Annotated in this window: 19 protein-coding genes; 5 read left to right on the top strand and 14 right to left on the bottom strand. The window is 51.6% G+C overall.

Annotation, left to right across the window (positions count from 1 at the left end):
- Nucleotides 1-100: 100 nt before the first annotated feature.
- The 9 genes from J2I46_RS12170 to J2I46_RS12130 all read right to left on the bottom strand — a co-directional run bounded on the left by J2I46_RS12170 (nt 101) and on the right by J2I46_RS12130 (nt 10,492).
- Complete coding sequence (locus J2I46_RS12170) at nt 101-1,039, bottom strand: glycoside hydrolase family protein (RefSeq protein WP_207329308.1); 939 nt, start codon at nt 1,037-1,039, stop codon at nt 101-103.
- A gap of 2 nt (nt 1,040-1,041) precedes the next feature.
- Complete coding sequence (gene asnB / locus J2I46_RS12165) at nt 1,042-2,928, bottom strand: asparagine synthase (glutamine-hydrolyzing) (RefSeq protein ID WP_207329307.1); 1,887 nt, start codon at nt 2,926-2,928, stop codon at nt 1,042-1,044.
- 16 nt (nt 2,929-2,944) lie between these two features.
- The gene (locus J2I46_RS12160) at nt 2,945-3,949 is read right to left on the bottom strand and encodes a glycosyltransferase family 2 protein (protein ID WP_207329306.1); all 1,005 of its coding nucleotides are present in this window, start codon (nt 3,947-3,949) and stop codon (nt 2,945-2,947) included.
- Nucleotides 3,950-3,963: 14 nt separating this feature from the next.
- Complete coding sequence (locus tag J2I46_RS12155; RefSeq protein WP_207329305.1) at nt 3,964-5,433, bottom strand: hypothetical protein; 1,470 nt, start codon at nt 5,431-5,433, stop codon at nt 3,964-3,966.
- A complete protein-coding gene (locus tag J2I46_RS12150) occupies nt 5,430-6,398 on the bottom strand; it encodes a GDP-mannose 4,6-dehydratase (RefSeq protein WP_207329304.1) in 969 nt (322 codons plus the stop codon). Before J2I46_RS12150 ends, J2I46_RS12155 begins: the two co-directional genes overlap by 4 nt.
- Nucleotides 6,399-6,448: 50 nt before the next feature.
- Complete coding sequence (locus J2I46_RS12145) at nt 6,449-7,522, bottom strand: NAD-dependent epimerase/dehydratase family protein (RefSeq protein ID WP_207329303.1); 1,074 nt, start codon at nt 7,520-7,522, stop codon at nt 6,449-6,451.
- A gap of 175 nt (nt 7,523-7,697) precedes the next feature.
- Nucleotides 7,698-7,976, bottom strand: a complete 279-nt coding sequence (locus tag J2I46_RS12140) for a hypothetical protein (protein WP_207329302.1) — start codon at nt 7,974-7,976, stop codon at nt 7,698-7,700.
- A 49-nt stretch (nt 7,977-8,025) separates the two neighbouring features.
- The gene (locus tag J2I46_RS12135; protein ID WP_207329301.1) at nt 8,026-9,819 is read right to left on the bottom strand and encodes a M3 family oligoendopeptidase; all 1,794 of its coding nucleotides are present in this window, start codon (nt 9,817-9,819) and stop codon (nt 8,026-8,028) included.
- A gap of 79 nt (nt 9,820-9,898) precedes the next feature.
- A complete protein-coding gene (locus J2I46_RS12130) occupies nt 9,899-10,492 on the bottom strand; it encodes a T9SS type A sorting domain-containing protein (protein ID WP_207329300.1) in 594 nt (197 codons plus the stop codon).
- A 322-nt stretch (nt 10,493-10,814) separates the two neighbouring features.
- Between J2I46_RS12130 and J2I46_RS12125 the strand changes: the two genes are divergently transcribed.
- On the top strand, nt 10,815-11,021 hold the full coding sequence (locus J2I46_RS12125; protein WP_207329299.1) for a hypothetical protein: 207 nt from the start codon (nt 10,815-10,817) through the stop codon (nt 11,019-11,021).
- 227 nt (nt 11,022-11,248) lie between these two features.
- Here J2I46_RS12125 and J2I46_RS12120 read toward each other — a convergent pair whose 3' ends face one another.
- The 4 genes from J2I46_RS12120 to J2I46_RS12105 all read right to left on the bottom strand — a co-directional run bounded on the left by J2I46_RS12120 (nt 11,249) and on the right by J2I46_RS12105 (nt 15,007).
- Nucleotides 11,249-12,175: an AraC family transcriptional regulator gene (locus J2I46_RS12120; protein ID WP_207329298.1), complete on the bottom strand. Its 927-nt coding sequence runs from the start codon at nt 12,173-12,175 to the stop codon at nt 11,249-11,251.
- Between the two features lie 170 nt (nt 12,176-12,345).
- Nucleotides 12,346-13,485 (bottom strand): acyl-CoA dehydrogenase, encoded by a 1,140-nt coding sequence (locus J2I46_RS12115; RefSeq protein ID WP_207329683.1) that lies wholly within the window; start codon nt 13,483-13,485, stop codon nt 12,346-12,348.
- 186 nt (nt 13,486-13,671) lie between these two features.
- A complete protein-coding gene (gene fabG, locus J2I46_RS12110) occupies nt 13,672-14,409 on the bottom strand; it encodes a 3-oxoacyl-[acyl-carrier-protein] reductase (protein ID WP_207329297.1) in 738 nt (245 codons plus the stop codon).
- A 127-nt stretch (nt 14,410-14,536) separates the two neighbouring features.
- Nucleotides 14,537-15,007 (bottom strand): MaoC family dehydratase, encoded by a 471-nt coding sequence (locus tag J2I46_RS12105; RefSeq protein ID WP_207329296.1) that lies wholly within the window; start codon nt 15,005-15,007, stop codon nt 14,537-14,539.
- A 40-nt stretch (nt 15,008-15,047) separates the two neighbouring features.
- On the opposite strand from J2I46_RS12105, the gene J2I46_RS12100 reads away from it, so the two are divergent.
- Both J2I46_RS12100 and J2I46_RS12095 read left to right on the top strand, forming a co-directional pair.
- A complete protein-coding gene (locus J2I46_RS12100) occupies nt 15,048-15,806 on the top strand; it encodes an alpha/beta fold hydrolase (RefSeq protein ID WP_207329295.1) in 759 nt (252 codons plus the stop codon).
- Nucleotides 15,807-15,978: 172 nt separating this feature from the next.
- Nucleotides 15,979-16,440 (top strand): ABA4-like family protein, encoded by a 462-nt coding sequence (locus tag J2I46_RS12095; RefSeq protein WP_207329294.1) that lies wholly within the window; start codon nt 15,979-15,981, stop codon nt 16,438-16,440.
- Between the two features lie 22 nt (nt 16,441-16,462).
- On the opposite strand, the gene J2I46_RS12090 is transcribed toward J2I46_RS12095, so the two are convergent.
- Nucleotides 16,463-17,143, bottom strand: a complete 681-nt coding sequence (locus tag J2I46_RS12090) for an alpha/beta hydrolase (protein WP_207329293.1) — start codon at nt 17,141-17,143, stop codon at nt 16,463-16,465.
- Between the two features lie 133 nt (nt 17,144-17,276).
- On the opposite strand from J2I46_RS12090, the gene J2I46_RS12085 reads away from it, so the two are divergent.
- Nucleotides 17,277-19,136, top strand: a complete 1,860-nt coding sequence (locus tag J2I46_RS12085; RefSeq protein WP_207329292.1) for a beta-N-acetylhexosaminidase — start codon at nt 17,277-17,279, stop codon at nt 19,134-19,136.
- Nucleotides 19,137-19,240: 104 nt separating this feature from the next.
- Entirely contained in the window at nt 19,241-20,266 is a 1,026-nt protein-coding gene (aroB, locus tag J2I46_RS12080) for a 3-dehydroquinate synthase (RefSeq protein WP_207329291.1), read from the top strand.
- Nucleotides 20,267-20,344 lie beyond the last annotated feature (78 nt).

Genomic DNA, 20,344 nt, shown 5'->3' with positions numbered 1-20,344 from the left:
TAGACGTCAACCACGCTAAAAACCAGCAGTGAGCAGGTTTATTAGCAAATGGAAACGCACAAACTTAAGGCGATCAGTTAAGCCAACATCCTGATTATACTCAGGGTTCAGGTTGATTCAATGCATAACCGAAACCAGAGGCCCCGAATCCATTGCCGTTATACAGCATCACCCACTGATTGCGATGCGGGAAGATGTGGCAGTAATCCATCATCATTGAATCCCACCCCTCCTCCGATCGCTCAATACCAGCCTGATCGTCAGTTCGGGTCCAGTTAATACCGTCTGTCGATTCAGCACAGCCAATTCGGTAACTACGCCGTACGTCGGTGCGATAGTTGGTGGCGCTTCGGTACGAGAAATACATGCGGTACAGATCACCATCGCGGAACACCGTTGGGCGGCCAATGGCATCGGTAAATGCATCGTAGCCAACGCACACCTGCCCCGTCCGATTCCAGTGAATACCGTCCGTCGACTCAGCGTATTTTACGTCGTAGAATGGCTCTGGGTGCCCATCGATCACTTCGATTTTGGTGCACGACAGATACCACATCCGCCAGAGGTCATCGCGTTCACGAATAACGCAGGGCTGCGCTACCCACACCTGATCGAAGATGTACCGATCCAGAATGGGGCCGGTAAACTTACGCTCAAAGGTCAGGCCACCATCACGGCTGATCGCCAAGCCAATACCGAGCCGGTACGACGCCGTTTCGCTCTTGTTCCATCCGGTATAGTAGAGCCAGACCTCGTCGCCAACGGGCAGAAACCACGAGGGCATGGCGCCGCTCTCATCGAACGTACCTACCTCTCCCTTCGTCAGGCAGGGCTTATCGTGAACGTATAACACCTTCGACAAATCGTCGGGATCAACCTCAACAAACGATGTAGCTGACTGTATGTCTTTATCGCGGGTTGAAAAGTAAACCCGTAACCGGTCGCTCAGTGGAAAGCCAAATGGTACCTGTGCGTGCGTCTGACTGAACGGAAACTCGCCAGTAGGCTTATAAACGACTCCTTTTTTATGCCAATTCATACTCAATGATAATGTCTGTACCACTGCTGAAACACCATGAGCGTCCAGAGCAGTTTGCGGTGATTTTGTTTGCCGGAATAATGTTCCTGCTGCAACTGCCGAACGTACCCGGCGTTGAATAAACCATGTTGCTTCAGCGATTCCTCGGATAGCAGATCGTCGCACAAAGGGCGCAATTCGTTGCGCAGCCACTGCGAGAGCGGTATACCGAAGCCTTTCTTAGGCCGGTCAATGATGTCATCGGGAATATTGTTGCGCATCAGCGCCTTTAGGATGTATTTGCCCGTGAGGCCTTTCCGTTTAAACGATTCGGGCAGGCTGTTGGCAAAATCCACGATGCGGTAATCGAGGAACGGCGCACGCACCTCCAGCGAATTATACATGCTGGCGCGGTCTACCTTCACCAGGATATCATCGAGCAGGTACGTCATGTAATAGATGTACGACGTTTGATCAAATCCATCCGTATTAGCAGGCAGTTCGGCTAAGTGCTTATCAATCAGACTTAAACCCGTTCTGTCTGTCAACTGCGCCTGTACATCAGCACTAAGTAGCTTCCGCTTTTGAGCGGGTGAAAAACTTCCCAGCCAGAGCGTATGAGTATAAGCCGGTTTTTCCTGAAAGCCTTTCAGAAACTGTTTTGCCTTGAAATCGAGGCTGATATTAGCATCACTGACCGGCAACAGATCGGCAACGCGGTTGGCCAGTGCCTTTATTGGACGCGGCATTGAGCCATATACGCCCCGAACGTAGTCGGAGGTGAAGGTTGGGTAACCGGCCAGCAGCTCGTCGCTCCCATCGCCCCCCAGGGCCACCGTAACCCGTTCGCGGGTGAATTGAGAGAGCAGGTACGTTGGTATGATGGAGGCGTCGGCGAAAGGCTCGTCCAGTTTTGCCGTAATGTCGGGAAGCAGATTAAGCGAATCCTGAGCCGTCAGCACTTTTTCGTGATGGTCTGTGCCCAGGTGTTTGGCTACCATACGGGCATAGTCGGCCTCATCGTACGATTTTTCCTGGAAGCCAATGGAAAACGTTTTGATCTTGCTCTCACTGTTTTTCTGCGCGTAGTACGCAATCGCCGAGCTATCAAGCCCACCGCTCAGGAACACGCCTAGTGGCACATCGGCCACCAGCCGCGAGGCGGTTGCGTCGTTCAGCAGGTCATCAAACTGGCTCAGCGCGTCATCGAACGTGATAGCCTTATGGTTGAACTGAATGGTCCAGAATGGTTTGTTGGCTGTTATCTTACCGTTTTCGAACAGCAGGTAATGGCCGGGTTCCAGTTTCTGAATGTCCCGGTAGATGCTGTAGGGCGTAGGTACGTATTCAAACGTCAGGTAAGCGTTCAGGGCATCCGGGCTAATGGCTTTGCTCACCAGCGGATGTTGCAGCAGAGCTTTGGGTTCTGAGCCGTAGATGAGCGTATCGCCAATAACACTGTAGTGTAATGGTTTCTTACCCATCCGGTCACGAGCCAGCATCGTTTTGCCAGTCCGGAAATCGTAAATAGCAAAGGCAAACATGCCATTGATCTTATCAAACAGCTTTTCGCCGTATTCCTGATATAGATACAGGAGTACTTCAGTATCAGATGTTGTTCGGAAATGGTATTTCCCCAACGCCTGTAGCTCTTCTTTCAGCGCAACGTAATTGTAAATTTCACCGTTGAAGACCATGCCGATCTGCTGATCTTCGGTGTAAAAAGGCTGGTTTGCGCCCGAGCTCAGGTCGATGATACTCAGGCGGGCATGGCCTAGCCCTACAGAGCCGTCACGGCCAGCTTTCAGGTCACCTCCCTGAAAATCAGGACCCCGGTGCTTCAATTGCCGGATCATCCGCAACAGATCATCTTCGCTGCCTCGGCCGGTAAATCCTGCTAGTCCACACATAAGTTTATCGATTCAATTACCTCACCCGCAATCGTTCAGCCTGTACCGTTTCTGCCTGATTGGCCGTTCCGTCAGGTACGTCGAAATTGATCAGTTCTTTTACGCTATACGGCATTTTATTCTGCGATTCGTAATACGTTCGCATCAGAATTTCTGCAATAACGCCCATCAGCACTAGTTGAATACCAACTACGAAAAACATGGAAGCAATGGTAGGCAGTGGCGTCTCGACCAGGTCTTTCTGGCCCGTCAATTTAAAATAAGCGGCCATAATGGTTGCGACAAACGTCACCAGAAAGGCCAGGATACCTGCGCCGCCGAAGAAGTGAATAGGCCGCTGCATGTATTTTTCCAGGAACTTGATCAGCACCAGATCAAGCACCACTTTGTAGGTGCGGAAAATGCCGTAATTGCTTTTCCCAAACTGACGTGGCTGGTAGTTCACGGGCATTTCAGTGACTTTACCACCTTGCCAGGCGCAGTATACCGGAATAAAGCGGTGCATCTGCCCATAGAGGGTTACGTCTTTGATCACATCACGCCGGTAGGCTTTCAGCGTACAGCCATAATCGTGCAGGGGCACTCCCGAGATGCTGCTGATCAGTTTATTGGCGGTCATCGAAGGCAGTTTACGCGTCAGAAACTCACCCTTCCAGCGATTTTGCCGCCAGCCGCTCACCACGTCGTAACCGTCATCGAGGCGGTCTACCAGTTTTGAAATGTCATTAGGGTCATTCTCCAGATCACTGTCAATCAACACGATCACCTCGCCCGAGGCATGTTGTATGCCAGCGTTGATAGCCGCCGTTTGCCCGAAGTTGCGTTTAAAATTGACGGCCTTTACCCGTTTGTTCCGGGCACAGACAATCCGTAGCTGATCCAGTGAATCGTCTTTCGACCCATCGTTGACGGCAATGATTTCATAATCGTACTGCCCAACGGCGTTTTCAAGCGTATCAAACAGGATAGGAATGCTTTTCGATTCATTATAAATCGGGACTATAACGGAGAGGTAGGCCATGTAACTGTACGAATTTAAGACTGTCTCGAACGAACGATCGACAAAAATGTGGTAACGGCGCTTAACACCAAAAAGGGATAAAACGGAGCCAGGTAACGAGTTTCGGGGTGGCGCAGCACAACCACATACACGACCAGACAGTAGGCAACTGATAAGGGAATCACCAGCAGCCGGTCATCTCGCCGCAGCCCACGCCTTGTCAGCAGAACTAACCCTATCAGGCCAGGAATCAGCACGAAGGCGTAGTGATACAGCCGAAGCAAAAACCGCGGCCACTGCGATCGGATCATGTCATCGAGAAAGGTGTAGCCGAAACTGCCGTGTAAAAAGGTAGCCGTGTACCGAATCGGTGCCCAGACGTAGTATACCAGTGGGTTATCTTCTCGTACCGACCGGGTATACCGATTCATTTTCTCTTTGATCTGCGCCGATATGGCACTGCGCTGCACCGAGTCGAGCATGGGTCCATTGCCCAGTCGGTAACACAGGTTCCGCACCGAAGTTACGGAATCGAGGTTGAATTTTGACGTGTATACATAGTTTGGGGGCGGCCCAAGGTCTTCTTTCACGTACCAACGCACAGGAGCCAGGAAGTTATTGTTGCCCCAGCCCTGTAACCAGCGGATCCCGGCGTTGGGAAACCAATACGAAAAATCTTCGCCATAGGTCTGGCAAAAAGCCATCAGATCGAAGTAGTTGGCAGGCCAGAAACTTTCGGGATACCAGGGGCTTTTTAGCAGCGGAATCACTTGCCGGTAGCTACGGTAGTTACGGGCCATCCAGGCGCCATCGGCCAGGGCAAACGGCAACAGAAACAGGAAACTATACCGAATCAGATTCCTGAATGTCAGGCGTTTTTGCAACCAGCGAAACCCCCAAATGGCCAGGGGTATGGCCAGCATCGGTGCATGGGCAGGCTTTAGAAAGATAGACCAGGTCATCCACGTACCTGCAGAAACCAATGGTAGCCAGCGGGTAGGCTCTGCTTCAAAACGAAGCCAGGTATAAAGGAAAAAAATCGAAGCCGAGGCCGCCAGACTTTCGGTCAGGAAATACCCGTCGAATACACTGACGAACGTGCTAAACAGGTAAATAAAAAAGGCCCAGTAAAAAGCACGGTCACTCGAAAATAAACGGCGGGCACACAAGCCCAGCACGTAAACTGAAATAGCCGACACAACCAACTGAAGCAGCATGACCAGGTTACAGGCTACTGCTGGTTTGAACAGCAACCGAAACGCCAGGTAAACCCCCGGATAGGCGGGCATGCGCACATCGGTCTGAAAACCGTGATGAGCCAGCAGACTTTCAACGGGCTGGATATACGTCATCATATCGCCGTTACTCTGCCCCAAGAACCCGTCGATGTCGTGGTAATAGGTTCGGGTGAGAAACCAGCCGAAGAACAAGCCTTTCACTACCAGCGCGATAACCGTCCAGTAGAGCCAGTTACTGGCTGGTTTTAGCAACGGCGGTTGGGTCATAGGTACGTTGTTTTGTACCAGGCCACAAACCGGCTTAATCCTTCTTCCAGCGATACCCTGGGTTTATAACCTAGCAGGTCTGCCGCCCGTGATACATCGGCATACGTACGGTCAACATCGCCGGGTTGCATGGGCAGGTACTGAATCTGTGGCGTCTTATCCATCAGTCTATACAGCGTGCTCACCAGCGTTTGAAGCGTAACCGGACTGTGGTTTCCCAGATTAATGATGTCGTAGGTGGTTGGGTTGGCGTCCAGGTACGTTAGCGCGGCCATAATACCGGCTACGGTGTCGCCCACATAGGTATAGTCACGCGAGGTATCGCCCTTTCCAAACATCGGGATCGGCTGATCGGCGGCCATCATGCGCACAAACTTGTGAATAGCCAGATCGGGGCGTTGCCGTTCACCATACACGGTAAAGAAGCGCAGGTTGACGATGCCCATTCCGTATAGATGGTGGTAATTATGGGTCAGCAGTTCGCAGGCACGCTTGGTGAACGCGTAAGGTGAAATGGGCTGCTCAACACTATCAGTCTCGCTGAACGGGATTTTCTCGTTGTTGCCATAAACAGATGACGACGAGGCGAAAACCATCTTCCCAATGCCACGCTGCTGCATCCAGGCAAGCAGATTGTTTGTGCCGGCAATGTTTGTGCTGATGTAATCGGCGGGTTGCTCGATTGATGGGCGAACCCCTGCTTTGGCAGCAATATGGATCACGGCATCAACATCGGCATCGAGTTTAGTCAACCACTCGGAGTCACGAATATCGGCTTCGATAAACGTAAAATTCGGATGCGTCAGTGCTCCCGACAGGTTCCGCTCTTTGATGGAACGCGGGTAGAATGAATCGAAATTATCAACGCCAATAACCCGGTATCCACTGTCGAGTAGCCTATCCGTCAGGTGACTACCGATAAAGCCCGCGCATCCCGTGACTACTAATTGGGTAGAAGGTTTCATGTGTTCGAAAGGGGGTGGCCGTTGGGTTTCACCAACGGCCACAGTCTCGGTTAGGCTGTTTGCCCTAACCGAGCCACCATGCTATCGTGAATCTGCACCAGGGTCTGCTGCAAATCGTAGGTCCAGTTCCAGCCTGGATAATGCTCTTTGAACTTATTCAGATTCGAGATGTACCAGATGTGGTCACCGATACGGTTGGTATCTGAATAGGTATAATTCATCGTGTTGCCCGAAATCTCTTCACACACCTTAATGGCTTCGATCATCGAACAGTTGGCATGACGACCACCACCGGCGTTGTACACTTCACCGGCGCGGGGATTCTGGTAGAAATGCCAGAACATATTCACCAGGTCGTAGCTGTGAATGTTGTCACGTACCTGCTTGCCTTTATAGCCAAAGATGGTGTACTGTGTACCGGTAATGGCACACTTCATGAGATAGCTCAGGAAGCCGTGCAGCTGTGCACCCGAGTGGTTAGGGCCAGTGAGGCATCCCCCCCGGAATACGGCTGTTTTCATGCCAAAATACCGGCCATATTCCTGTACCAGGATATCAGCAGCTACTTTAGACGCACCGAACAGCGAGTGTTTCGTGTGGTCGATACTCATGAACTCATCGATACCATCTTTGAAATACGGATGGTTCTCGTCGATTTCCCAACGCGTCTCCGTTTCGATCAGGGGCAGGTAGTTTGGGTTATCGCCATATACCTTGTTGGTCGAGGTAAAAATAAAGACAGCTTCCGGTGCATGTTGCCGGGTCATTTCCAGCAAGTTCAACGTACCGTTGGCGTTCACCGTAAAGTCGGTGAATGGCTCGCGGGCAGCCCAGTCATGACTTGGTTGCGCAGCAGCGTGAACAATCAGTTTAATGTCAGCACCAAATTCTTTGAAAATCGGCTCCAACTGCGACACCTCACGGATATCAGCGGGGCGGTGCGTATAATTACTGTATGCGTCGCTGAGCCGATTGCGATTCCATTCCGTTGAGCCTTCGGCACCAAAGAAGTACTGTCGCATATTGTTGTCGATACCCACTACGAGATCGAACTTATCTGAAAAAAAGGCAACTGATTCGCTGCCAATGAGTCCTGCCGAACCTGTAACTAATGCAACATTCATACCTGAAAAGCCTTGTTTATCAGCCTATACTATCCAAAAAATCCTAATTGAACGGGCTTAGTAATGGGGCAAAGTAACACAAAAAAGTTATATTCACCTTCACCGCTCCCTAACAAACCAAAGAGGCGATACCTAACGGCATCGCCTCTTTGCTTATCAGAAAGCTAGCCAGACTCTAGGCACCCTGGTTCACTGAACCTGCGCCAAAGAGCTTTTCGCGGATCTTCTGGGTCCGGGCATCCAGTTCCGGATTAGCCTTGTATTTGTACGTAGACTGAACAGCGGCCGAATCTGGGCCCGTACCATATACTTCACCGTCGCCGGCCTTGTAGCCCGCCCGAAAATCATTCTTGCGGAAGTCTTCCTGACGGATGGTGTTATTCTTTTGGTAATCGCACGAAGCCAATGAGAGACCGGCCAGTACGAACATGCCCATATAAACGACGCGTTTCATAGCTGCTTGATTGTGAATCGAAAGTTCCGCAAAGGTAATCACAAACTGGTTAGCCAGCAGAGGTTGGCGATTGGTTTTTTAAATCGCTGATTTCCTGCTGAACAAAGGTCATTAATTCGCCGATGTGGGCCTTTGAAAAATCAAACGGAACGTTGGCTGCCGCGTATATGTCGCGAATAGGGGCCTGATACCCAAGTGCCAGCGCGTTCTTGTAACCTTGCAGTCCAGTTTCGGCTTGTTGACGGTAGTTACGCCACACGCCGATAGCACCTAGCTGTGCAATGCCATACTCGATGTAATAGAACGGAACCTCATACAGGTGAAGCTGCTTTTGCCAGACATACTCTTTATAATGGTCGAGCCCGCTCCAGTCGGTTACGGAGTCGGCAAATCGATCGTAGGTACGTACCCAGGCGGCCCGGCGTTCGGCCGGTGTGTGAATTGAGCCCGATTCAGGCGGAGTGCCATAAAGCCAATGCTGAAACTGATCAATAGTAGCCACCCACGGCAGGGTTTCAATGATCGACTCCAGATGGGCCAGTTTTGCCCGCCGTAATTCATCCGGGTTCTCGAAAAACACATCCCAATGATCCATTGACATCAGTTCCATCGACATAGAAGCCAGTTCAGCTACTTCCATGGGTGGGTTTCGATACGCTTTCAAGGGCAGTTCACGCGTCAGGAACGAGTGTACGGCATGCCCTCCTTCGTGCACCATCGTCACCAGATCGCGCAGGGATGAGGTGGCGTTCATGAAAATAAACGGAACACCTATTTCTTCCAGTGGATAATTATACCCTCCAGGTGCTTTGCCTTTTCGCGAGTCGAGGTCAAGGTGACCCATCTTCCGCATTACCCGAAGGTAGTTACCCAACTCACCAGTGGTATCCAGGCGATCGAAGCAACGGATTGTCTTATCGACCAAATCGGCGGCATTGGCGAAGGGAACAAGTGGCGGATTTCCCTCTGGATCAACTTTAGTGTCCCAGGGGCGCAACGTCTGTACCGAATGGTCTGTTCGCTGCAGTTTGGCCAGCCGGTCGGCAGCCTGTTGATTCAACAAGGGAACCACCGCCTCGGCAACAGACTCGTGGAACGTAAAACAATCGGCAGGCGTATAATCGAACCGACCCAGCGCGGCAAACATATAATCGCGAAAGTTGGCGAAACCGGCGTTTTCGGCGATTTGCTGCCGCAACCCAATCAGTTTATCGAATAGGTCGTCCAGCGTTTCATGGTCCTTAAAACGGCGTTCCTGAATTAAAAACCAGGCGTTTTCCCGAACTGATCGATCTGTAGACTGCAACAGGTCTGACGCTTTCTGCAGCGTTACTTCTTGGCGTATCCCATCTGTTTCGATGGTCACCGTCATGGCCCCGGCAATAGCCCCATATTGCCGTTCTTCGGTTTGCATCTCCGTTTGCAGCGGTACGTTTTCTTCCCGAAAAATAGCGTTGGCCAACTGCATGCCCCGCACCATTACCTGCTCTGCCGTATTGGTCAACTGTCCTAGCCAGGGACTATCCAGCGCCTTCCTGTCAAGCTCATTACCCAGCGTACTCATCATAGGCTGAATGGTCTCGATAAAGAAATTCAACCGCTCTACCAGCTCAGCATTGGCCGTGTCGCAGGTCATGCGGATGTAGCGCCAGGCGAAGTTTTCGGATAAATACGATTCCAGTTCGCTCCGATCACTGAACCACTGCCGTAGAGCATCTGTATCAGCAATTGGGCGGTTTATCAGGTCATCGTAAAAAGGTTGTATGTCGGCCCACGACTGGAGTTCATACGTGTCTGGCAGAAAGTGCCGGGGTGGCCGGGCGAGGGTTAATTCAGCTTGCATAGATGGTCAAGATACAACATCACTGACTTTGTATAGGACATCTAAACCCTGTTTTTTGTTGCACGCCAGCCCGATATCGCTACTGCACCAGCACCTTCACCGTTTGCCGAATGGCCCCGTCTCCCACAAGGAGCAGATACACCCCCGGTTCAAGCGCCGTATCGGGTTGCCAGGTCGCTTCCGTATCCGTCAATTTTAGCCACCTCCCATGAAGGGTCTGGCCGGTCAGGGTTTGAAGTGTGGCCGTTGGCGCGGTCAGGTTACGTATCCGAAGCTGAAACTGCCGCCCATCAGATGGATTGGGGTAGACCAGTATCGATGGCTGGTCGGCGCGAACAGTCACGGCAATGATTTTCGAGTAGTTCACCGACCCATCCTGATCAATCTGTTTTAGCCGATAGTAATTGGCTCCTTCGGCAGGTTGCTCATCTACGAGCGTGTAGGTACGTTGGCCGTCAGTACTTCCAGAAGCTGGCAACGTACCTACTTCTATAAATTCGGCGGCGTTTGTACTGCGCTGAACCACAAACCGGTCGGCTGATTGTTCCCAGGCGGTGACCCAGTTTAATTGTACTGTGTTGGCAACCGGCCGGCCTTGAAAGCTAACGAGTTGAACGGGCAGGGCTGGCGATTGGACGGTGCCGGTTATGGCTGCGCTTCCGATACTAATCAAATCTGTGGCCCCAGAGGCCCCCCAAAAGTAAATTCTAACTTTAACAGTGGTGGTTACCTGTGCGACGCTACTCACAGGTAGGGTCACGTTGGCGGCGGTAGTGGTAACAGTTCCTGACCCAATTGATGCAAACGTGCTGAAATTATCTGTACTGATTCTGGCTTCATAGCTAGTTGGGCCGTTGGCAGAGCGGTCCAGGTTAACAACAACGGATGTGATTGTAACACTGTAGCTTGTATTGGGAGTGATACTTATTTCAAAAAAACGGGTAGCGTCAAACGCTGCAATGTTCCAGCCCTGCGCTCTGAAGCGACTACTGACTATGCTCGTGTTCGAACTGGGCGTAGTATACGTTGCTATTGGCGCAGTGGTATTGGCATTTACTGTACTGGGCGACGTACCTGTGACCCCAAACGGCCAGTTGACAAGCGTTTGGGAAAAGCCCGCTAATCCGGTCAGGCAACATAAACAAACCAGGAATGCGAAACGGCTGGTAGTGCCCAAAAGAGTAGATGTTCTGTACATGTAGTCGTGCTGTTCAGATTGATGTGGGTTATTTGATACTCTATATAGAAAGCATCAAATAACAGGCCATTTTACAAGTAAAAAGTCAGACGACCAACATATTAATCTGCTGATTATCAGTATGATGTTATCATATATAACTATTCGTTTATAAGAAGTTTACTCCACACAAAAAGCCCGAACCAGACGTATCCGGTTCGGGCTTTTAAGCGTACAGTTTACTAAAGTCTATTATACGTTCATCAGCGATTCACGGCGGCGCATTTTACCGGCCGGAATACCGAACATCATTTTAAAACGACGGCAGAAATAAGCAGTGTCTTTATACCCCACCTCGGCCCCGATGGCCCGGATACTTTTCTTGCTGGTACGCAGTAAGCCAACGGCAGCTTCCATGCGCTGGTACTCAATGTAATCCTGGGGATTAATGCCCGTCAGCATCTTGAAATACTGTCCTACGTAATCTTCCGATACGTTGGCCACATTAGCCAGCACTTTGTTGGACAAGTCGCCGCCGATGTTGTCTTTGATGTAAGCAAAGATGTCGATCAGGCGGGGGTCTTTGAAGTAGGTGCTGTTGGTTACCAGTTGCTCAACGAACAGCCGTTGCTTCAGGATGTAGCGTATTACCTCGATCACGATCTCTTCGGTCTTGATCTTGATCACCCGACCTTTTCCGGCCACATCCGTCATATCTTCGATCAGGATCTGCCGGATGGCCTGCGCCAGTGTTTCGTCATGCTTGATAATAAATGGCGGCACATCGAGCGAATTGAAGAAGTTCACCGAATCGAACACCTTCGCCTCGAATGACACGTACCCAAATGAATTGGGCATGGTGCTGATCCGCGTTGGGTCTCGGTTGGCTTCGAAATAATGTTCGCGGTGGGTCATAAACTCCTCGTTCGTGACGGGTTTCGGGTTCGACGGTTCGCCGTACGTAACCGTTACGTGTTTGCCACCGGGAATGAACAACATATCGCCAATTTCGACTTTCTGATGCTCATCACCGTATGCCACTTCACCGTTATATAGGATCAACAACGTATTCTCTACGTCGTAGAAATTCTTGATCACAATAGGCTGCAGGATGCGGATATTCCGTGCCTTGATGAACTTCACCCCCAGCGATTCGATAATCTTATTGTAGTCTTCCATAGTCGGAACCGGATTGCATAAGCCGTGTTGCGCTGCAATATTGCACAAAACTAATAAATTGTACAAAACTAATACAAGCGCAAAAGTTTCCGTTCCCTAAAAAAAAAAGGCCCTATTCGCTGGAAATAGGGCCATCACCTTAGGAAAATATAGTTTTTTTAAGAAAACGGCTATCGAATCAGTTCGCGGGCAATCACTAATTTTTGGATTTCGGAGGTACCTTCATATATCTGGGTGATCTTGGCATCGCGCATCATCCGCTCAACGTGGAACTCCTTCACGAAGCCATAACCACCGTGAATCTGAACGGCTTCTGTAGCGGCCCACATGGCAATTTCGGAGGCAAACAGTTTTGCCATGGCCGCTGCCTGCACGTAATCTTTGTGTTCGTCTTTCAGGCGGGCGGCCTTATAGACCAGCAAGCGGGCGGCCTCAATTTTAGTGGCCATTTCAGCCAATTTGAACTGAATGGCCTGGTGCTCAAAAATAGCTTTACCAAACGCTTTACGTTCCTGACTGTATTTCAAGGCCAGCTCGTACGCGCCAGCAGCAATACCAAGTGCCTGAGCAGCAATACCAATACGCCCACCGTTAAGCGTCGACATAGCGAATTTGAATCCGAATCCATCGTCGCCAATACGGTTCTCTTTAGGTACGTTCACATCGGTAAACAGCAGCGAATGCGTGTCTGATGCCCGAATGCCAAGCTTATCTTCTTTCTTGCCAACCACAAAACCGGGTGTTCCTTTCTCAACGATCAGGCAGTTTATACCCCGGTGGCCTTTCTCGCGGTGTGTCTGCGCAATCACCAGTGCCACCCCCGATGTACTGCCGTTGGTAATCCAGTTTTTAGTGCCATTCACCACGTAATGGTCGCCCATGTCGTCGGCAGTGGTGCTTTGCGATGTGGCGTCGGAACCTGCTTCGGGTTCCGACAGGCAGAAGGCACCAATCATCTGCCCGCTCGCCAGCGGAACCAAATATTTTTGTTTCTGCTCTTCAGAACCAAAGGCCTCGAGCCCGTAACAAACCAGCGAATTATTGACCGACATAATGACCGAAGCCGACGCATCGACCTTCGAGATTTCTTCGATGGCCAGCACGTAGGATACCGTATCCATACCACCGCCGCCGTAATCAGGCGAAACCATCATACCCAGAAAACCCAGCTCGCCCATTTTCTGAACCTGTTCGGCTGGAAATTGCTGGGCATTATCACGCTCAACAATACCCGGCAGCAATTCAGTATTGGCGAAGTCGCGGGCGGCTTCCTGAACAGCCAGATGTTCTTCAGATAAATTGAAATTCAGACCCTGCAGGTCCTGCGGTGCCGTAGTCATATGCTGTTGTTGAATGAAGGAGTAAAAATACAACGAAAACAGTATGCATGCATAACAATTTTGGATTGGGGATATCGGATTTTGGATTTGTTACTTACGCTGTAGCAAGCCAATGCGTAAGCAACAAATCCAAAATCCGATATCCCCAATCCAAAATCAACTCGCTTGCCCACCATTTACGCCCAGTACCTGTCCGTTCACGAACGAAGCCTCATCAGACGCCAGGTACAAATAGGCGTTGGCAATATCGTCAGGTTCGCCCATACGACGGGCGGGAATCAGTTTAATCGTTGCCTGCCGGGCTTCTTCGGGCATCGCATCGGTCATGTCGGTCCGGATGAAGCCTGGTGCAACGGCGTTGGCGGTTATGCCTTTCGAGCCTAGTTCTTTAGCCCATGTTCGGCACATCGCTACCACACCTGCTTTGGTAGCAGCGTAATTCGTTTGGCCAAAATTACCGTGCACACCCACTACCGACGAGGTACAGATGATCCGGCCGTAGTTTCGTTCAACCATGTGGGGCACCACAGCTTTGGTGCAATTGAACACGCCCGTCAGGTTAACATCGATCACCTGTTGCCATTCGGAGTGGCTCATTTTTAACAGGGTACGGTCGCGGGTAATACCTGCATTGTTGACCAGAATATCGATCTGGCCATACTGTTCCAACACAGCCCGAACGGCCTCTTCAACGCCAGGTACGTCGGTAACGCTCACCCGCATGAAGGTGGCCTTGCGTCCCTGATCGCGCAGGGTTTGGGCGGTAGCTTCGCCCTCATCGAGCATATCCCAGATGATGACGGAAGCTCCCTCGCGGGTAAAGACGTCGGCCGCAGCCCGGCCAATGCCGCGTGCTCCGCCGGTAATGATGGCAACTTTATCTTGAAGGCGCATTAATTTAGTTAAGAATTAAGAGTGTAGCACGTATGAGTTAATAGTGTAGAGTTAAGAATTAAGAGTTGCTTTGCTTAAGAACGCACCTCAGCGAAGCAACTCTTAATTCTTAACTCTACACTATTAACTACTCGAAGAGAAGCATAATCAGTTCAGCAACGCAGGCGGGTTTGCTTTGGCCTTCAACCTCGAATACACATTCGATGATAACCCGAACACCCTTACTGTTTTCATTAGCATTGGTTTGTTCAACGTGATGAAGCCAGGCTTTCATACGCACCCGGCTCTCGCTCGGGACGGCGTTGGTAAACCGGATTTTATTGGCACCGTAGTTAATTCCCATCTTCACTGATTCTACTCTGTAGAGATCAGCCAGCAGACGAGGCGCCAGGGAGAGCGTCAGAAAACCATGGGCAATGGTGGTCTTATACGGCGATTCGCGAACGGCACGTTCGGGTTCGAGGTGAATCCACTGGTGATCGCCGGTTGCGTCGGCAAATAACTGTATTTGCTCCTGCGAGATCGTGATCCAGTCGGTGGTACCAAGTTCCTGACCAGCATGGGCGGTGAAGGCATCGAGGTTAGGGAATGTTTGCATAGGAATCGGGCGTTGGGAATGAGAATTCAATTCCCATAAGGTGTTAACATCTATAAAATACGGGTCGGGGCCAATTGTCTGGCTGGCGTTTCACGGCATTGGGCAGGATAGCAGTTGCTTTGAACCGTTTGCCGGGCAACTGGCTCATACGCATACCCTATACAGCATTGACCTGCCTTTTCATGGTAAAAGCCAAACCGCCAACTGGCCTGCGGTAATAACTAGTTCGTACTGGCAAAGTTTGCTGAATACGTTTCTGGCAACACACGCAATTGACCGGTTTTCGGTGGTTGGCTTTAGTATGGGGGGGCGATTTGCGCTGGTTACGGCTCAGTCCTTTGCCAACCGGATTGACGAGGTACTGCTGCTGGCCCCCGACGGCATCTCGCAGGATCCCTGGTTCAAGCTGGGTACGTCGACGAAAGCAGGCCGGGCTTTGCTTCGCTTTTTCCTGCGCAATACGTCATTATTCATGCTTCTGGGACGCGGCCTTGTTCGCGTTGGGTTACTCAACGCGGCTCTGTTGCGTTTCGTAGCGGCCACCATGCAAACGCCTGAGCAACGTACCCAGATCTACCGTTCATGGACGGGTTTTCGATCGCTTGATACGAACATGACCAATTTCGCGGAAGTCATGACGACTTTTGGCGTGCGGGTACGTCTGTTTCTTGGCCAATACGATGCCGTGTTGCCCCGCCAACAGACGCGGCCGCTGGAGGTAGCCCTCCCCACCTGCGAAGTGACCGTACTTTCTACGGGCCATACGTCTTTAGTACGACGGGTAGCGATGCAACTCTGAAATTCGCAAAATGTTGTGCACATTTTTCCCGTTTGCTCGAGATTTTACGCTAGTTATCCACACTTTAAGTAAAACTATATGTGGATAACCTAAATAATTGTGGATTACTTTCTTTTACCCCGTCAAACTGAAGCATTACTTTAGGTGCACAGTTCTGAACCCACCCCTGTTTATGTCGAACGAAACGGCTTTTTCGCTGGCCAATGCGCTGGTCTTTCCCCAGTGGCTTCTGATGATCGTAGCCCCGCGCTGGCGCGTCACCCAGTGGCTCACCCGTACGCTGCTCGTTCCGGCGTTGCTGGCTATCATGTATGCCTATTACCTCTTCACCAGCACCGGTGGCTCGCTCGATTTTATGTCGTTTGCTTCGCTAAAAGGCGTCATGACGCTTTTCCAGCAGGGCGGTGAGCAAGTCATGCTGGCCGGCTGGATTCACTACCTCGCTTTTGACCTGGTAGCGGGCTGCTGGATTCTGCGCGACGCTCAACAGCATAACATCGCTCATGGCTGGCTCATACCCTGCCTGCTGTTCTGCTTCATGCTCGGGCCAATGGGAATGTTGCTGTATGTGGTGGTTAGGGGAGTGGATGACAGTCGTAAGTCAATAGTCGGTAGTCGCGCTGCAAAGGAATGAGATGGCTAAATCAGCAGCGCGACTACTGACTAGCGGTTATTTCCAACCATTTTAGAATCGGGGCAGCTACGGCTTCCGGGTGAAATACCAGGTTGAAGTGGTCGCCAGGGGTTTCGTGAAATGGTTCGTCCGGGAAACGCAATACGTTATCGGGTCGCGTGTGAATCCGCAGATCGGGTACGGCGTGTGGAAGGGGAAAAGGGGCTAGCAGCACGCGAAGCTGCTGATACACAAACCGCCGGGGCTGGTTGGTCATATTACCGATCAATGATTTATGCAGTGCCCGCGACTCATCGAATGGATATTTTTTCAGTGCATAACTGGCGAACCCTTTGCTCTGTACGATACCCCAATGAACCAGCAAACGGACCAGCCCAATGTTACGGGTGAACGTGATCACTTTTTTCACGTCGGTATACGACGAAATCAGCACGGCCCGGCAGCCCGTCTGCGCTTTTAGATTGGCCGCAATCCAGCCACCCATCGAGTGGCCGATGACTACATCACCGGGACCAATCTGGTGTGTCTTTGCCAGATACTGAGCCAGCGTCGATACGTTTACGGTCTTATCATCGGGATTCCAGCGGGCGAATTCATCCTGCAGGTTCAGTTTCAATACCGAGTTGGTTGGTAACAACGGGGCCAGATTATCGAAAATGCTGGGGTCTTCAACGTACCCATGAATGTAAATTAGCCGGGGCATCACGATCAGGTGGTTTAGGCCAACAAGGTACTTATTTCACCAATGGCCCGTATCGGCAAATGAGAATCAGTGCATTGCTTATCTGTAGGAAACAACGGGTTTGGCTACCTTCGCAGCGACAATCTGTTTGTTCATGAAAGCCATTCTCTTCGGTCTGCTTACGCTTAGCCTACCCACCTTTGCCCAACTTCCGCTTCCTGCGCTTATTCCTCAGCCTCAATCCATACAGGCTGGCACGGGCCAGTTTACCATAACGGCCAAGACGCAACTGGCCGTGCTGACGCCCGTGGCCGAGGTTCGTCAGATGGTGCAGACCAGCTTGCCCGGCCTGCGCATCAACGACCTGGCCAAACCCGCCAACAACATCACCGTACGGCTGGCTCCGGTAGCCAATATTGGCCGGGAAGGATATGAGCTGGTTGTTTCTCCAACCGGCATCCGGCTGACAGCCCCTGAAGCAGCGGGCATTTTCTATGGATTACAAACCCTGCGGCAACTGCTCCCCGCCGAGCGTGAGCGTCCTGGCTTTCGGTTCACAGGTACGTCGGTTACTACATCGAAGAACGGGATTATACCGGCCGTTGTTATCCGCGATCAACCCCGATTTGGCTGGCGGGGCATGATGCTCGACGTGAGTCGGTCGTTCTTCACGAAAGAATACGTGAAGCAGTTTATCGACCTGATGGCGCGCTACAAATACAACGTCTTCCACTGGCACCTCACTGACGACCAAGGCTGGCGAATCGAGATCAAATCGTTGCCACGCCTGACGCAGGTTGGTGCCTGGCGTGCGCCGCGAACGGGCCGCTGGAACAATCGTGAAAACCCGGTTCCCGGTGAGACGCAGAGTTACGGCGGTTTCTATACACAGGATGAGATTCGGGAAGTAGTTCAGTATGCGGCCGAACGCCAGGTTATGGTGGTTCCCGAAATTGATATGCCGGGCCATATGCTGGCGGCTATTGCGGCCTATCCGAACCTGACGTGCAGCGGCAAAGTTGTGCCGATTTACCCGAACGGGAAGTTTTATAAACTGGAAGACAATACGCTCAATCCGTGCAATGACAGCACGTACCTGTTCATAGACAAGGTTTTCACCGAAATAGCCCAACTGTTTCCCGGACCATACATCCACGTGGGTGGCGACGAAGCGTTCAAGGGTTTCTGGGAGCAGTGTGCCGCCTGTAAACCTCTGATGGCGGCAAACGGACTTAAAAATGTGGAAGAAATCCAAAGTTATTTCATCCGGCGCGTCGAGAAGATTGTGCAGAGCAAAGGGAAACGGCTGATCGGCTGGGATGAAATTCTGGAAGGCGGCTTAGCCCCAAACGCCACCGTGATGAGCTGGCGGGGCATGAATGGTGGCATTGCGGCAGCGAAACAGGGCCACCCGGTCATCATGACGCCTTTCCAGAACTGTTACGTAGATCTCTACCAGGGTGACCCTTCGGCCGAGCCCAGCACCTACGGCATTTGCCGCCTTAGCAATTCATACGCCTTTGAGCCGGTTCCGGATAGTGTTCGGACCGAGCTTATTCTGGGTGGACAGGCCAACCTCTGGACAGAGTCGGTGCCAACCAGCCGCCATGCTGAATACATGGTCTGGCCCCGCGCCTTCGCCATTGCTGAAGTGTTGTGGTCGCCGAAGAACACGCGCAACTGGCCCGATTTTGTGCGCCGGGTCGAAAGCCATTTCTCCAGGTTTGATGTCGCAGGAATCAACTACAGTCGCAGCTACCTGAATCCGTACGTTACCGTGCAGAAGCAGACAACGGGTATAGTGGAAATTCTGCTGAATCATGAACTGGCTGGTATCGACCTTTTTTACACAACCGATAATACCCTGCCCGATGCCATGTCGCCGAAATACATGCAGCCATTCGTTTTCCCGAAAGGGGCCGATCGATTGCGCGTAGTTGCCTACCGCGATGGGAAGCCCATTGGCCGGATGCTCGACATTCCCTTCACCGACCTCGCAACGAGGGCCAGATAACGAAATCTCATCAATAATTTAGCCGCCAGGCAACCGCTTCACACGAAGTAACGTACCTGCGTCAGATAGACGCGGGTCCATTTATAAGTCAATCCGTTTTCCCCATGTCTGTAACGATCGCCCCTTTGTCGGAAAGTTTACCGCAGTTCATCAGTCAACAAAACCCATCGGCACTGGCCGTGCTGGTCGACAATCATACTGCCAAACATTGCTACCCACTCGTGAAGTCGCTGCTGCCTAAACATACCCTGATTCGGATCCCGGCGGGCGAAGGTCATAAGCACCTGGCCACTTGCGAAACCATCTGGGGCGCACTCACCCGTGCCAACTTCGACCGGCATGGGCTAATGCTCAATCTGGGCGGCGGTGTCATCGGCGATATGGGTGGTTTTTGCGCGGCTACCTACAAGCGTGGAATCGCCTTTGCTCAGTTGCCCACCACACTGCTTTCGCAAGTCGACGCCAGCGTGGGCGGAAAGCTGGGTATCGATTTTCAAGGACTCAAGAACCATATCGGCGTGTTTCAGCTGCCCGCCGCGGTACTGATCGACACCGCCTTTCTGGGTACGTTGCCCGAGCGGGAATTGCGGTCGGGCTTTGCCGAAGTGATCAAGCATTGCCTCATTGCCGATGCCGATGAGTGGGCCCGGTTGCGGCGGTACGATCTGGAAGACCTTGACTGGAACCGGACGGTGGCGCACTCCGTGGCGATCAAAGAACGTGTAGTGGCGCAGGACCCGACCGAGAAAGGGTTGCGAAAAATTCTGAACTTCGGACACACGCTGGGGCACGCCGTTGAGACGCATTTTCTCGACCGGCCTAAAGGTCGCCTGCTGCATGGCGAGGCTATTGCAGCCGGTATGGTCATGGAAGCATATCTGAGTTTTCAGCTCGGTATGATCGAAGAGACCCTGCTGCAGGAAATCGAAGAATATCTCTTTGCCGTATATGGTCGTGTGACCCTGAAAAATGAGGATACGGAGCCAATTCTTGCCCATACCCTACAGGATAAGAAAAACCGGGCTGGACAGGTACGAATGGCCCTGATTGATGGCCCTGGGCGATGTGCCTATGACATACCGGTCAGTAAAACATTGATGCGTCAAGCCCTTGATTACTATCGGGGTTAATAAATTACCAATTCGTTGCGTTGTAGGCTTGCAACACCAAACAATAGTCGGTAGATTGCTGTTGAAAGCGTACATCAT

The sequence above is a fragment of the Fibrella forsythiae genome, from assembly GCF_017353175.1.
Classification (GTDB): Bacteria; Bacteroidota; Bacteroidia; order Cytophagales; family Spirosomataceae; genus Fibrella; species Fibrella forsythiae.
Note: the sequence above shows the minus strand (reverse complement) of the source record. Positions and strands in the feature narration are given on the sequence as shown.